Annotated in this window: 12 protein-coding genes; 4 read left to right on the forward strand and 8 right to left on the reverse strand. The window is 62.6% G+C overall.

The annotated features are described in order from the left end of the window. Positions 1-3 precede the first annotated feature (3 nt). The 3 genes from H2510_RS02535 to H2510_RS02545 form a co-directional block, all read right to left on the reverse strand. Positions 4-3414: a pyruvate carboxylase gene (locus H2510_RS02535; protein ID WP_186626783.1), complete on the reverse strand. Its 3411-nt coding sequence runs from the start codon at positions 3412-3414 to the stop codon at positions 4-6. A 90-nt stretch (positions 3415-3504) separates the two neighbouring features. Next, entirely contained in the window at positions 3505-5784 is a 2280-nt protein-coding gene (recG, locus tag H2510_RS02540; protein WP_186626784.1) for an ATP-dependent DNA helicase RecG, read from the reverse strand. Positions 5785-5831: 47 nt separating this feature from the next. After that, positions 5832-7481, reverse strand: a complete 1650-nt coding sequence (locus tag H2510_RS02545) for a DAK2 domain-containing protein (RefSeq protein ID WP_186627121.1) — start codon at positions 7479-7481, stop codon at positions 5832-5834. 346 nt (positions 7482-7827) lie between these two features. On the opposite strand from H2510_RS02545, the gene rpmB reads away from it, so the two are divergent. Both rpmB and H2510_RS02555 read left to right on the forward strand, forming a co-directional pair. Then, entirely contained in the window at positions 7828-8019 is a 192-nt protein-coding gene (rpmB, locus tag H2510_RS02550; protein ID WP_186626785.1) for a 50S ribosomal protein L28, read from the forward strand. A gap of 127 nt (positions 8020-8146) precedes the next feature. Further along, positions 8147-8968, forward strand: coding sequence for an enoyl-CoA hydratase-related protein (locus tag H2510_RS02555; RefSeq protein WP_222438149.1), 822 nt, complete (start codon positions 8147-8149; stop codon positions 8966-8968). Positions 8969-8979: 11 nt separating this feature from the next. On the opposite strand, the gene H2510_RS02560 is transcribed toward H2510_RS02555, so the two are convergent. The 3 genes from H2510_RS02560 to H2510_RS02570 form a co-directional block, all read right to left on the reverse strand. Continuing rightward, positions 8980-9672, reverse strand: coding sequence for a uracil-DNA glycosylase (locus H2510_RS02560; protein WP_186626787.1), 693 nt, complete (start codon positions 9670-9672; stop codon positions 8980-8982). Beyond that, entirely contained in the window at positions 9669-10193 is a 525-nt protein-coding gene (locus tag H2510_RS02565; protein WP_186626788.1) for a gamma carbonic anhydrase family protein, read from the reverse strand. The genes H2510_RS02560 and H2510_RS02565 overlap by 4 nt, the downstream gene beginning before the upstream one ends. A 76-nt stretch (positions 10194-10269) precedes the next feature. Further along, positions 10270-11247 carry a thiamine-phosphate kinase gene (locus tag H2510_RS02570; protein ID WP_186627122.1) on the reverse strand — a complete coding sequence of 326 codons (978 nt, stop codon included), beginning with the start codon at positions 11245-11247 and terminating at the stop codon, positions 10270-10272. 196 nt (positions 11248-11443) lie between these two features. On the opposite strand from H2510_RS02570, the gene H2510_RS02575 reads away from it, so the two are divergent. After that, complete coding sequence (locus H2510_RS02575) at positions 11444-12037, forward strand: DUF3515 domain-containing protein (protein WP_186626789.1); 594 nt, start codon at positions 11444-11446, stop codon at positions 12035-12037. A gap of 9 nt (positions 12038-12046) precedes the next feature. Here the strand turns inward: H2510_RS02575 and H2510_RS02580 are convergent, their stop codons facing one another. Both H2510_RS02580 and H2510_RS02585 read right to left on the reverse strand, forming a co-directional pair. Next, positions 12047-13153, reverse strand: a complete 1107-nt coding sequence (locus H2510_RS02580; RefSeq protein ID WP_186626790.1) for a D-alanine--D-alanine ligase family protein — start codon at positions 13151-13153, stop codon at positions 12047-12049. Between the two features lie 52 nt (positions 13154-13205). Next, positions 13206-14204, reverse strand: coding sequence for an NAD(P)H-dependent glycerol-3-phosphate dehydrogenase (locus tag H2510_RS02585; RefSeq protein WP_088944507.1), 999 nt, complete (start codon positions 14202-14204; stop codon positions 13206-13208). Positions 14205-14326: 122 nt separating this feature from the next. Between H2510_RS02585 and cofC the strand changes: the two genes are divergently transcribed. Continuing rightward, on the forward strand, positions 14327-14977 hold the full coding sequence (gene cofC / locus H2510_RS02590) for a 2-phospho-L-lactate guanylyltransferase (RefSeq protein WP_186626791.1): 651 nt from the start codon (positions 14327-14329) through the stop codon (positions 14975-14977).

Raw genomic sequence — 14977 nt, forward strand, 5'->3', positions numbered from 1 at the left:
AGATCAATCGTTCACCGAAGAGCCTTCGCCGCTGCCGATCACGACGAGCAGATCCCCGCCCTCGACTTGCTGGACAGCGCCGATGGCCAGGCGGCTGACCTTCCCGCCTTTGGATGCCGTGATAGCAGCTTCCATCTTCATCGCTTCGATCGTGGCAACCGTCTCTCCCGCTGAGATCTCGTCGCCCACGGCCACTGCCAAGGTCACCACACCAGCAAACGGTGCCGGAACATGACCGGAATTGGACCGATCCGCTTTCTCGATTGTCGGCGCCTCACTGGAAATCGAACGATCACGCACAGAGACCGGACGCAGTTGACCGTTCAGAATGCACATCACCGTGCGCATCCCTCGCTCATCGGCATCGGAAATGGCCTCCAGCCCGATCAGCAACTCCACGCCCTTCTCGAGCCGAACACGATGCTCGTCTCCCTGACGCAGACCGTAGAAGAACTGATTCGCCGACAAACGCGAGGTATCGCCGTACTTTTCCCGATGATCGGCCAACTCCGCACTGGGGCCGGGAAAGAGCAACCGATTCAACATCTCCCGACGCGTTGCCGACGTTCCATCGAGACTCCGTTCCTCCTCGACGGTCAGCTCGGTCTCGGGCTTGGCCTCACTTCGCCCCTCCAAAGCCTTGGTGCGCAAAGGTTCCGGCCATCCGCCCGCAGGCGTTCCGAGATCGCCACGCAGAAAACCGATCACCGAATCAGGAATATCGAACTTTCCGGGGTTCTCCGCGAACTCCTCTGCCGACGCATCGGCGCCGACCAAGGCGAGCGCGAGATCGCCGACAACCTTCGAACTGGGCGTCACCTTGACCAAACGCCCCAACATCCGGTCCGCAGCAGCGTAATTCGCTTCCACGGTTTCGAACTTGTCGCCCAAACCTAGTGCGATCGCCTGCTGACGGAGATTGGAGAGCTGCCCACCCGGAATCTCGTGGGTGTACACCCGCCCTGTCGGGGCCATCAAACCCGACTCGAAGGGCGCATATACTTTCCGCAACGCCTCCCAGTACGGCTCCAAATCGCATACTGCGGCCAGATCCAGGCCCGTATCTCGCTCGGTGTGCGCAGCAGCGGCCACGATCGCAGACAACGCAGGCTGCGACGTTGCACCTGCCATCGATGCACTCGCACCGTCGACGGCATCGGCGCCTGCTTCCCAGGCCGCCAGGTACGTCGCCAACTGACCGCCGGGAGTGTCGTGGGTGTGCACGTGCACCGGAAGATCGAAATTGCTCCGCAACGCCGTTACCAACGTCCGTGCAGCAGGGGCACGCAGTAACCCGGCCATGTCCTTGATGGCCAGCACATGTGCACCCGCGTCGACTATCTGCTCCGCCAGCTTCAGGTAGTAGTCCAGCGTGTACAGCGTCTCGTTCGGATTCGAGAGGTCACCGGTGTAGCTCAAGGCAACCTCGGCCAGCGCGGTACCCGTCTCACGAACCGCGTCGATCGCCGGACGCATCTGGTCGACGTTGTTGAGCGCATCGAAGATGCGGAAGATGTCGATACCTGTGTCCGTCGCCTCCGCTACGAAGCTGCGCGTCACTTTCTCCGGATACGGGGTGTAGCCCACTGTATTACGGCCACGTAGCAACATCTGCAACGCAACGTTGGGCACCGCCTCACGCAACGCGGCCAGACGCTCCCATGGATCCTCGTGCAGGAAACGCAGTGCCACATCGTATGTCGCCCCGCCCCAACATTCGATCGAGAGCAACTCCGGCGTCGTACGTGCCACGTACGGTGCGACCATCAACAACCCGGACGTGCGAACCCGGGTTGCGAGCAACGACTGATGTGCATCCCGGAACGTCGTATCGGTGACCGCGAGTGCTTTCTGATTGCGCAGATCACGAGCGAAACCCTCTGGGCCCAACGCCAACAAGCGCTGCCTACTACCGTCGGGAATCGGCGCCGAGAAATCGACGTGGGGAAGTTTGTCCTGCGGGTACACCGGCGACGGTCGCTCCCCGTGCGGCTTGTTGACGGTCACATCCGCCAGATACGTCAGGATCTTCGTTCCGCGGTCACCGGAGGTACGCGAGGTCAGCAGTTGCGGACGTTCCTCGATGAACGACGTCGTCACCCTCCCTGCGGTGAAGTCCGGATCGACCAGAACTGCCTGCAGAAAAGGGATATTCGTTGCTACGCCACGAATACGGAACTCCGCCACGGCGCGACGCGCACGCGCAATCGCGGTATCGAAATCTCTGCCTCGACACGTCAACTTGACGAGCATGGAATCGAAGTAGGCGCCGACTTCGGCACCGAGTGTCGTGCCACCATCCAATCGCACACCGGCACCGCCCGGGGTGCGATACGCGGTGATACGGCCGGTATCGGGTCGGAAGCCATTCGACGGATCCTCGGTCGTGATTCGGCATTGCAATGCCGCCCCACGCAACACGATGTTCTCCTGGGCCAACCCCAGATCGGCAAGGGACTCCCCCGAGGCAATGCGCAACTGCGCCTGCACCAAATCGACGTCGGTGACCTCTTCGGTCACCGTATGCTCCACCTGGATACGCGGATTCATCTCGATGAACACATGATTGCCCCGAGTATCGAGAAGGAACTCCACAGTGCCCGCGCACGAGTATCCGATCTCCTTCGCGAAAGCGACCGCATCCGCGCACATCCGATCACGAAGCTCCCCAGGGAGATTCGGCGCAGGGGCCATCTCGATAACCTTCTGATGACGCCGCTGCAGAGAACAATCCCGCTCGAACAGGTGCACCACATTGCCCTGCCCATCGGCGAGGATCTGCACCTCGATGTGCCGCGGATCGATGACCGCCTGCTCCAAGAACACAGTCGCGTCACCGAACGCCGACTCCGCCTCACGCGCCGCCGCTTCGATCGACTCGCGCAACTGCGCCGGCTCGGCCACTCGGCGCATACCCCTGCCGCCGCCGCCGGCCACTGCCTTCACGAACAGGGGAAACGTCATCGTTTCCGAAGCCGCTACCAATTCTTCGATGTCCGAGGACGGCTCGGACGAGGCCAAGACCGGCAAACCGGCACGCTTGGCCGCGGCAATTGCGCGGGCCTTGTTGCCCGTCAACTCGAGCACCTCGGCCGAAGGCCCGACGAACGTGATGCCCGCCTCCGCGCACGCGGCAGCGAGATCCGGATTCTCCGACAGGAACCCGTACCCCGGGTACACCGCATCGGCACCGCTGCGCTGTGCTGCAGCGACGATTTCCTTCACCGACAGATACGCACGGACCGGGTGGCCCTTCTCCCCGATCTCGTACGCCTCGTCCGCCTTCGTCCGGTGAACCGAATTGCGGTCCTCGAACGGGAAGACAGCCACGGTAGCGGCACCCAACTCGTACGACGCGCGAAATGCACGGATAGCAATCTCGCCACGATTGGCAACCAACACTTTGGAGAACATGCGCTAAACCTACCGCCGACACGTCCACCAACAGCGTCTGCCATCTCGAGATATGAGATAGTCCGGCGTCTTAAACGGTGCAGAGACCCGTTAGGACTTCTCCAGATAGTCGATGCGGTCCGATCGCCACGCGGATTTCATCATCGACGCGACGCCAGGATGATCCGCCATCGTCGGATCCGACTCGAACAGCGCCCTCGCGCAGGCATGCGCGTCGGCGATCACGTCTTCGTCGTCGATGAGTGAGAGCAGGCGAAGGCTGGTCACGGTCCCCGATTGTGCTGCGCCGAGCACATCGCCCTCACGGCGCGTAGTCAGATCGAGCTTGGCCAACTCGAATCCATCATTGGTCGCAGCCACCGCCGTCAAACGCGAGAACGAAGCACCCATCGGACTGAGTTGGCTGATCATGATGCACAGACCCTGGTGACCGCCTCGGCCGATGCGACCCCGTAGCTGATGTAACTGGCTGATTCCGAACCGATCTGCGTCGACGATCACCATGACCGTGGCATTCGGCACGTCGACGCCGACCTCGACCACAGTCGTGCACACCAACACATCGATCTCGCCTGCCGTGAAGTCCTGCATCGAGGCGTCCTTCTCCTCCGCGGGCATCCGGCCGTGCAGCATCCCGACACGGAGATCGGCGAACGGGCCACCGGTGAGCATGTCGTACATCTCGAGCGCAGATTTGGTCTCGGGCAGTGCGCGATCGTCGTCGTGACCGGCTGCACGTGTTCGCGGACGCTTCCCAGCACCCTCCGCGTCGTCGTCACCGATTCGAGAACAGACGACGTACGCCTGCCTGCCCGCGCCGACTTCCTCACGAATGCGTTCCCACGCACGATCGACCCAAGTCGGTTTCTGCGTTGCCGGAACCACGCTGGTCTTGATCGGTGCGCGTCCGCGCGGGAGCTCGGCCAGAACGGACGTCTCGAGATCACCCAGTGAGGCCATGGCAATGGTCCGCGGAATCGGCGTTGCCGTCATCACGAGCAGGTGTGGACTTCTGTTGTTACGCGCCTTGGACCTGAGTGCATCCCGCTGTTCGACACCGAACCTGTGCTGTTCGTCGATGACGACCATGCCGAGGTCCATGAACTCGACTCGATCTTGGATGAGCGCGTGCGTCCCGATCACGATTCCGGCGTCTCCGGTAATTGCATCCAGCAGCGCTGTCCGCTTGGCCGCCGTCGACATGGAACCGGTCAGCAGGGCAACCTTGGTGGCGAGCTCGTGGGATCCGAGTTCGCCGGCGGCCGCCAGAGAACCCAGCATCGCCGAGATGGATCGTGCGTGCTGCGACGCCAAGACCTCGGTAGGGGCCAACAAGGCACATTGATGACCTGAATCGATCACCTGCAGCATGGCCCGTAGGGCAACCACGGTCTTACCCGATCCCACTTCACCCTGTAGCAATCGCGACATCGGATGTCCCTGCGACAAGTCAGCAGAGATTTCCGCCGCGACCGTCAACTGCCCTGCTGTCAACGTGAACGGAAGCCGACGCTCGAACTCCGCCGCAATCCCGTCCACACGTGGCGCACATTCGGGCGCAATTCTGCTCGACGCATCCTGTCTGCGCGCTGCCAAAACGAGCTGCACTGCAAGTGCTTCATCGAACTTCAGACGCGCACGGGCCTGGTCCTTTTCTTCTGCTGACTCCGGAAAGTGGATCCAACGCAGTGCGGTGTCGAGGTCCACCAGACCCCGCTCCGAACGCACCTCCGGCGGAAGTGGGTCCTCGACGGTGTCCAACTGGTCGAGAACTTGACGGACGCAGCGCATGAACGTCCAACTCTCCACGTCCTTCGCCGCGGGATAAATCGGGACGAATGTGCGCTCGAACACCGACATGTCGACACTGCCGGACGAATCCAGCGAGCCACGCGCCAAACCTGCCAACGATCCACCACCCACGACCCGACCCTCGGTAAGCACCGCACCGTCATCCTCGTCCCCGCCGAGAATCACGTAACTCGGATGGGTCAGATTCCATCGCCTGCCGAAATACTTGACCTTGCCCGAGAACATTCCGCGTCTACCCGGGGTCAGAACATGCTTGAGCTTGTGGGGGCTGAAGAACGTCGCATCGATCTGCTGGTCTTCCGCGGCGAGAGAGACGGCAAGAAACTGCCCTTTGCGCGCCTTCATCGTTCGCAACGTTGCCGATGCGATCGTCGCGACGATGGTGATGTGCTCGCCCTCCGGCGGTTCCTTTTCGCTCAGTTCGGCGCCCTGCGTCATGTAACGGTGTGGGTAGTACCGCAAGAGATCCTCGACGGTCTCGAGCGCGAACAATTCCGCCAAGGGCCCAGCTACCTTGTCGCCGAGGACCCCGTCGAGCCGATCCGAGAGTGCCACCATCTCGATTGTCGTCCTTACCTTCTCGATCCGGTTCTCGTGCGAAGTTCTCATTCCACGCCGAGTTGAGCCATGTCTCCTGGCTGCCCTCCGCGATAGGTGACGAACTCCACGACGGGATGATGCTCGCCGACGTACTCGGCCAACCGCTGACCGAATTCGTCGTCTGCGGGCTCCCCCAACAGCATGGTCACCATCTCACCACCCGCCGACAATAATTGATCGAGCAGGTTACATCCGGCCGTGATCGCGTCGGACCCGATAACCACCACTTCCCGCCCGACCAAACCGAGGCCGTCACCGGGTTCACATGTCCCGACCCACGTCAGGGCGCGCCCCTCGGCGATTCGGACCGAAGCCCACCGGGTCCCGGCCGCCGCTTCGGACATCGTGAATGCGTCGTCCACTCCTTCTTTGGTCGGGTCGTGGACAGCGAGTGCCGCCAGGCCTTGAACCATCGACGACGACGGAAGCATCAAGACGTCCTTGCCCGCGTTGCGTGAAGCGACGCTGACGGCCACCAACTCCTGGGCGGACAATGCCCCGTTCGGCAGGACGAGGACCTCCGTGTGCCTGGATCCGACGATCGCTGCGCACAGCTGTGTGGGTCCTATCTCTGTTGTGTCGCAACGAAGTACGTGTGCGCCCTCGGCGAGGTACAGCTGCTCGGCACCCTCACCTGCCACCACCGCCAATATCTCTCGACCGAAAACTTCCCCGCCGTCGTCCGGAGTCGAAGCCGCCGTGTCACAGCCCTCCCCTGCGCCGAAGGCTGCAATGCGCACACCATGTATCCGCCCGGCGCCTATGCCTATGTCGACGGCCAGACCAGCATTTGCCGTGTGAACATGAGCGGACCACGAACCGTTGCCGTCACCGGCGACGACCACCGAATCACCGATCTCTGTCAGCGCTCGCCGCAACTCGATCGCAGCGGCATCGTCGATATCGGAAAGCTGATAGAGAACCTCGTATCCGACGATCGCCTCTCCTACCTGCACCGAATCGAGGCGATTGTTCGATCTCGGCATCACGGCGCGACTGGTCTCGGTCGTCACTTGCCGGTGGTAGCGCTGTCTCGGCGGCGGCTCGCTTCCGGTCACGACACCACAGAGCGCGTCGAGCATCACGAGAAGACCGAGTGCGCCTGCATCGACGACTCCTGCTGCTCGAAGAGCCGGCAGTTGGTGACGCGTGCGGTCGAGTGCCACGGCAGCCGATTCGGCTGCGCAGCGCGCCACTGCTGCGATATCGCACGGCTGATCGAGGCTCGCGACCGCGCGTGCCGAACTGCCCAGCACGCTGACGATCGTCCCGTCCACCGGAACGCTCACGACGTCGACGACAAGGTCGGCCGCCCGAACCAGTGCACGGGCGAGCGCGTCTCCATCGAACTCACCGTCGGCCGCAACCTCTGCAACGGCACGCAGCAATTGAGACACGATCACCCCGGAATTGCCCCGCGCACCGGCTATGGAGCCTTGTGCCAGCGCTGCCGCAACGGCAGCGATATCGGCGTCCGCACCTGCCTTGCGCATCGACTCCACCGCTGCACGAATGGTGAACACGAGATTGGTGCCGGTATCGGAGTCCGCGATCGGGAAGACATTCAGTTCGTTGATCTCGTCGCACCGCGCAGTGAGGCCGTCGACACATCTATAGGCCCACAGCCGAATCTCCTCCACCCCGATAGAGGACATGGGACTGCCGACGGCCCTGGACTTCTCGCCGTGCTCGACCACGTCCACCACCCGTTCGCCCCCAGTTCATGCTGAAAGAACCGACATTCATGTGGCTGAGCCATCGACGTTCCAGGACCCAGCTTCTTTCGACGAGTCAGCCTAGACTCGAGCTCCTGCAAGCACAGGTCGGCACTCTGCCGAGCGTCTCCTACGACGTGGCGTCTGGACGCGGTTTGGTTAATTCCCGCTACGCCCGCTATTCTTGCAGGGTTGCCCGGTGTGGTTCGGCGTACTGTCTGCTGAAGCTATTCGGAGCAACCGCCCGCACGTTAATGATCAATCATCTATCAAGGAGTTCGCGACTATGGCTGCCGTCTGCGACGTATGCGCCAAAGGGCCCGGCTTCGGTAAGTCGGTCTCGCACTCGCACCGACGGACCAACCGTCGTTGGAACCCGAACATCCAGACCGTTCATGCTCAGGTTGCCCCCGGCAACAACAAGCGCATGAATGTCTGCACGTCCTGCATCAAGGCAGGCAAGGTGGTTCGGGGCTGACTTTCGCCCACGAGACTCGACTATGGCCTCACTGCTCTCGGAGCAGTGAGGCCATAGTTGTCTTGCAAGCCACAGCAGTTCGGCAAGAATGCCCTCGCGATCGTCCCTCGTCGTCAGGGCACCGTCGATGCCGACCGATGCGGCCGGATACAGTGCGATTGTGACGAACTTCGAAAGCACGAATCATGTCGAACTGGTTGACGGGGTCCTGAAGATCATCGTGTCGACCGATGCCGCGGGCACCTCGCTGAGCGGCGATGCCGTGACGGAAGGGGCTGCGGCACTTCGGTCGGTGAACGCAGGCGACCTCCGCGTCGGATGCGTTCTTCTCGTCGGTACCGGTGCCAATTTCTGCGCGGGCGGCAACGTGCGAGCCTTCGCTTCAGCGGACGATCGCGGAAGTTACGTCCGCGCCGTAGCCGACGGCTTCCATGCCTTCGTCCTGGAACTGGCGGCCACGACCGTTCCCGTCGTCGCCGGTGTGCATGGATGGGCAGCAGGTGCCGGGATGAGCTTGGTATGTCACGCCGATGTCGCCATCGGCGGGCGGGCAACCAAGATGCGTCCGGCTTACCCAGGAATCGGCTTCACCCCGGATGGCGGGATGACCTGGACTTTGCCGCGCATCGTGGGCTCGGTCAGAGCACGTGACATTCTCCTGAACGACTCGATCCTCAACGGCGAAGAAGCCGTGCGACTCGGATTACTGAGCCGGCTCGTCGGCGACGACATCATCGTGGGCGAGGCCGAGCGGTTGGCTCGAGCGTTCGCCGCCGGACCGACGTCGGCTTACCGCGGCGCAAAAGAGTTGCTGGCGCACTCGGAGCACCGGACTCTGGCCGAGCAATTAGAGGCAGAGGCCGTGTCGATCTCCGCGGCAGCGGTAGGACCCACGGGCCGCGAGGGTGTCGATGCTTTCGTCGAGAAGCGTCGACCTGATTTTTCCTGACTCGCGCACAGTCAGGGAAGCCGCCAGTCGATAGGCTCGTATCCGCCGGCGATCAGTAGCTCATTGGTGCGACTGAACGGCTTGGTGCCGAAGAAGCCTCGCGACGCCGACAACGGCGACGGATGCACGGACTCGATGATGGGAGTGAGTCCCAGCATGGGTTTGAGTGTTGCCGCGTCGCGACCCCACAAGATGGCGACGAGTCCCGACGGCCTTTCTGCTTCCTCGCGCTCTACGAGCGCTCGAATCGCTTGCTCGGTCACCGCTTCCCACCCCTTCTTGCGGTGCGACGCGGCGACCCCTGGTTCGACGGTGAGGACCCTGTTGAGGAGGAGAACTCCTTGGTCGGCCCACGGGGTCAGGTCTCCACTCGATGGCGTGGGAAATCCGAGATCGTTCGAATACTCCTTGAAGATGTTGGCGAGGCTTCGAGGGACCGGGCGAACGTCGGGAGCAACCGAGAAGCTCAGTCCGACAGCGTGGCCGGGTGTCGGGTACGGATCCTGGCCGACGACGAGAACACGGACATTGGCGAACGGCCGTGCGAATGCGCGCAGCACGTTCTCACCGGACGGTAAATAGGTGCGTCCCTCGGCGATTTCGTCTCGAAGGAAGTCCCCCATTGCCGAGATACGGTCCTCCACGGGTGCAAGTGCTGTAGCCCAACCGCTTTCGACGATATCGGCGAGTGGCCTACCGTTCATACGTCCAACCGCCGAAGCGAGTCACGGTAGTAGGTGGCATTCGCAGCGTACATTTTCACGTTCATGTCGAGGTGACCGAGCGGAACCTCGTATCCCTCGCGGACTTTCGCGGGTACCCCCAGAGCCATGCTTCGCTCTGGAACTACGAATCCGAACGGAACCACTGCGCCGGCGCCGACGATCGAACCGGCACCGATCGTCGAGTCGTTGAGGACCACCGAACCGGAAGCGATCAGGCAATCGTCACCGATGATTGCGCCTTCCACATGAGCGTTGTGTCCGAGCACACAGTTCGATCCGATAACGGTCGGGTGGATCGGCGTGCAGTGCACGACCGTTCCGTCCTGCACATTGGTATATGCGCCGACCGAAATCGTTCCGTAGTCACCGCGAAGGACTGCTCCCGGCCAGAGAGACGAGCCTGCGGCCAGTGTCACAGCTCCGATGACAACAGCGTCAGGATGCACGTAGGCGTCGGGATGTATCTGCGGTTCACGGTCGCCGAGCGCGTAGATTGCCATGTCCTGCAACTTACATGTCGTCGAACTTGGCCGACCTGGGTGAAGGCGCCGACGGTGGCGGGAGTCGACTCGACTGTCAGGTCGAGAAACTCGACCACCCGTTCCCGCCCGAGAACTTCCGACCGTCGACGGTGACCCCGGCACCCTCGCGGACCCAACCGATCCGAATCCACCCGTCGGGGAGCGAGGCATCCGCCGGGAAGGTGCCTGCGAACGAGTGATCTTCGCCTCCGGTGAGAGCCCAGTCGAGCGCGGACGAACCGAGATCGTGTGCGGCGTCGACAATCTCCTCGTCCAGGGTGATCGATTCGCTGTGGATATCGATGGCGACCGAGGATGCGCGGGCGATATGGCCGAGATCGGCGAGCAACCCGTCGGACACATCGGTCAAAGATGTCGCACCACTGACCGCGGCGGAGATCCCCTGAAGATAGTCGGGTTGCGGAGCGCGATGGAATTCCACGAGGCTGCGATGCCGCGCCGATCCCGCGAGAAGCACAGCGAGACCGCCTGCCGACCACCCCAACCGTCCGCTGACGGCAACGACGTCGCCCGGTTCCGCCCCGGACTGCAGAATCGGCGATCTGCCGCCGAGGTCACCGAGCGCCGTGATCGAAATCACCAAGCTGTCACTCTGCACGAGGTCACCACCGACGATTCCGGCGCCTGCTCGGCTCGCCTCCCGCCACAGCCCTTCGGTCACGCCATCTGTGACGTCGATGGACGTGTCGGCCGGACACCCCAGAGCAACAAGAAATCCGGTGCACCGCGCTCCCATCGCAGCGATGTCCGCACCGTTCTGTGCGATTGCCTTCCGACCGATATCGATCGGGCTGGACCAGTCCAGACGAAAGTGCCTGCCCTGCACCAACATATCCGTGGTCACGACGACCCTGCCGTCCGGTGCGGCGACAACGGCAGCGTCGTCGCCCGGACCCAGGATCGAGTCGGTGGTCTGCACGCGCCCGCGAGTGGCGCGGTCGATAACCGCGAATTCGCCGATCTCCGCAACGGTTCGCTTCCGGACTTCGACACGATCTTCGTCGTCGATGATCTTCCTCCTACGAATCTGTTGCGGCAGGCTTGCCGCCGACCTCTGCGGTACCTTTCAGCTGCGGCCGAGCAGAGGCCTGATTACTTTCGACGCGCGCAAGAAACCACCGCGACACTACCTCGGTATCACGGTGGCGGATTTAGGACCGGCCGATCACCCGTAGGCTGAGCTGTCGAATGTCCGACAACGACTCCTGATGACACCGAGGACGATGAATACCGACGATCACGCGCCCGAATCCACCCCCGAGCCCGACAAACGCCATCCCGCGGTAGTCGCGACCGCGATCGCACTTCCCGTTGCCGTATTGGTCGGGTTCATCGTGGCTGCGGTATCGATATCCGGAACCTCGACGCGGGCACCCGAGGCCCTTGGTCCGGTCGACGCTCCTGCTGCAGTCAGTGCCGACTGCAGCGCACTCGTCGATGCCTTACCAGCATCACTCGGCGACTATGAGACCGTCGAACTCGCCGATCCGGCACCGCCGGCAACCCGAGCATGGGCGCTCGACGACGACACATCCGAGCCCGTGGTCTTGCGGTGCGGCCTGAACCGCCCCGACGGATTCGATGTCGCAGCGCCTTTACAGGTGATCAACGGAGTTCAGTGGTTCGAAGTCTCCGGCGCCGACTCGGGCATCGAGGCGAGTACATGGTTCGCAGTAGATCGCCCGGTGTACGTGGCGCTGACCGTGCCGAACGGGTCCGGACCCACGCCGCTGCAAGATGCCTCGACTGCGATTTCGAACTCACTCGCGCAGACACCTCTCGATCCGGCCCCACTCCGGTAGGTAACCGACTTATCTCAACCCGGTGCCGCGCGCGAGTGCGGTCTGGATGAGGGTGTCGATCAACGTTCCGTACTCGACGCCGGTCGCATTCCACATCTTCGGGAACATCGAAATCGAGGTGAATCCCGGCATGGTGTTGATCTCGTTGATCACCGGTCCGTCATCTGTGACGAAGAAGTCGACGCGAGCCAGACCTTGGCAGTCCAAGGCACGGAATGCGTCGACTGCCGCAGCGCGGATGGATGCACTGATGTCCTCGGTCAGAAGTGCCGGAACGTCGAATTCACACACGTTGTCCAGGTATTTGCTGTCGAAGTCGTAGAACGTGTGATCGTCGGCTAGGGCGTCGGGCATTCTGATCTCCGCCACGACGCTTGCTCGGATGGATCCATCCGGAAACTCGAGGACTCCGCACTCGACTTCACGTCCGTGAATTGCCGCTTCCACGATCACCTTCGGATCATGTCGGCGGGCCTCTGCCACCGCAGCCGGAAGCTGGTCCCATGCGACGATTCTCGTGATACCGATCGACGATCCCCCACGCGCCGGCTTGACGAACGCAGGAAGGCCCAGCGACTCCTGTTGGTCGACCGTCAGTGCGTCGGCGCCTCGCCTGAGTACGATCTGCTTGCCGACCGGCAGCCCCTCCGCTGCCAGTAGCTTCTTGGTGAACTCCTTGTCCATGCCTGCGGCGCTGGCGAATACTCCGGGCCCGACGTAGGGAATGGTCGCGAGTTCGAGGAGTCCCTGTAGCGTGCCGTCCTCGCCGTACGGGCCGTGCAGAATGGGAAACACGACGTCCACCGACGCCAAAATCTTTCCTGCGTCCTCTTCACCCAGACCGATGATGGCGCCGCGCCGGGTTGGGTCCGCTGTCAACGCCAGAGCCGTACCGTTCTTGTCCACCGACGGCAGGGACCGTCCGTGGATGGCAAGTTCGTCGACGTCGGTGGCACCGAGAACCCATGCACCATCGGTGGTGATACCGATGGGAATCACGTCGTATCGTTCACGGTCGATGTTGTCGAGCACGCTACCTGCGGATACGCAGGAAACGGCGTGCTCGTTGCTCCGACCACCGAAGATCAGGGCGACTCTGGTACGAGGATTGCTCACGGCGAAACCGTACCGTCACCCCGAAGAGGGGCCTCGACGTGGCCCGTCGACGCTACTCGGGCTTGATCCGACGGCCGAGCAGATGACCCACTGCATCAGGGACCGACAGTCCGCTGTGGCACACGCGGTGCACCGCGTCGGTCAGCGGCATCTCGACGTCGTAACTCTCCGCCAGGGCCCGCACCGAGGTGCAGGACTTGACGCCTTCGGCGACCTGACCGTGCGCTGCCGCCTGGGCACTTTCCATCGACCCACCGACGCCCAGCCGTTCCCCGAAGGATCGATTTCGTGACAGCGACGACGAACAGGTCGCCACCAGATCACCGACACCGGCCAAACCTGCAAGGGTGGCGGGGTTCGCACCGAGCGCCGAGCCGAGCCTGATGATCTCGGCGAGACCGCGAGTCATGATCGAGGCGAGGGTGTTCTCGCCGTACCCGACTCCGCTTGCCATGCCGCACGCCAACGCGATCACATTCTTGCACGCACCACCGATTTCGACCCCGATGACGTCCGAATTAGTGTATGGCCGGAAATATCCTGTTGCACAAGACTTTTGAACCTCGAGAGCACGTCTGGAGTCCGAGCATGCAATAACAGTGGCAGCAGGCTGTCCCTCGGCGATCGGCCGAGCGAGATTCGGGCCGGACAACGCTGCGATTCGGCTCGGATCGGCTCCGGTCACCTGACTGATGACTTGACTCATGCGTAGCAATGTCCCGGTCTCGATCCCCTTGGCAAGGCTGAGCAAGGTTGCGCCGGCTGGAATCGAGTCGGTCCACACGGCGAGATTGTCCCGAAGCGACTGTGACGGTACGGCGAGAACGACGATGTCCGCACCGTCCAGTGCACGGCCTGGATCACTCGTCGCCGAGATCGAGGATGGCAATGTGATTCCCGCAAGATAGTCCGTGTTCTCGTGACTATCGTTGATCGACTCGGCCAACTCCGGACGTCTGGCCCACATCGTGACGTCGGTGCCTGCGTCCGCGAGTACCTTCGCGAATGCGGTTCCCCACGATCCAGAACCGAGTACCGCTGCTTTGGTCATCGAACGCCACCTTCTTTGATCGCCAAGAAATCATGTGGACCACGCCGGACCACAGTATCTGTCCGAGGCGTTGCCGAGGCCGAACTCCACTGATACTCGAGTCGCTGACAGAATGGACCGTCATGGGAAGAGCGCACGTGGTGATTGCCGTCAGGGACCTGGTTACCGCCAAGTCTCGGTTGGCCAACTCGTTCACCGCTGCCGATCGCGCACGCCTCGTCGTGGCGATGCTTCGCGATACGGCGGAGGCCGCTCGGGCCGTCGACTCGGTCGTCGGGATCACGGTGGTGACTCCGGATCCCGCCGTTGCAGAGATTGCCGAGAGCATGGGTGCGCGTGTTGCGCGGGAGCCGTCGAGCAATCCTTCCGAGGACTCGTCCACACGGCTCAACTCTGCGTTCTCCACTGCTGCATCGGCGATCCGAGCGCAGGATGGACTCGACATCGTCGCACTCCAAGCCGATTTGCCCGCCCTGCGCAGCGAGGAATTGGCGCAGGCGTATGCACGTGCTCGACCGAACGGCCGCTCCATAGTCAGCGACCATCATGGAACCGGCACAGCGGCGTTGATACTGAAGGGCACTTCAGGTCATTTCGACCCACTGTTCGGCCCAGCATCAGCACAACGTCATCAAGATTCCGGTGCGCTCGACCTCGACGGCCACTGGCCAGGACTGCGTCTGGACGTCGATACGATCACCGACGTGCGGCTTGCCTTCGAACTGGGTGTGGGTCGCGCAACGGCGAAAGTGCTGCACTCGCTCGGCTGGTGA

The sequence above is a fragment of the Rhodococcus sp. BP22 genome (genome assembly GCF_014281965.1).
GTDB lineage: Bacteria > Actinomycetota > Actinomycetes > Mycobacteriales > Mycobacteriaceae > Rhodococcoides.